Source organism: Micromonospora sp. MP36 (assembly GCF_008119785.1).
In the GTDB taxonomy this organism is placed as follows: Bacteria; Actinomycetota; Actinomycetes; order Mycobacteriales; family Micromonosporaceae; genus Micromonospora.
The window spans coordinates 1-239 of record NZ_VSFA01000336.1 but is presented as its reverse complement, the minus strand read 5'-3'; the positions used below and the strand labels follow the sequence as shown (position 1 = coordinate 239).

Genomic DNA, 239 nt, shown 5'->3' with positions numbered 1-239 from the left:
GTGGAAGCGTGGCCGCAACCGCACGCACGATCAGATCGTGGTGCGCGCCGACAACTACAACACGATCGTTGATGGGCGCGGCCGGTTGTGGCTGGCGGTTCCCGGTCTCGAACCCCGGCGGATGGTCCGAATCCCGCTGTCCACGACCGTCGCCCCGACCGGGACGCTGCGGCTGATCCTGCGCGGCGGTCGAGTCGAGGTGCACTACCAGATCGACGCGGCGGGGATGCGGTCGTCGC

1 protein-coding gene is annotated in these 239 nt (G+C 69.5%); it reads left to right on the top strand.

What is annotated here, in order from left to right:
• Positions 1 to 37 precede the first annotated feature (37 nt).
• Positions 38 to 239 (top strand): hypothetical protein (locus FXF52_RS41400; RefSeq protein WP_222870981.1); only part of this gene is annotated, 202 nt, incomplete at its 3' end.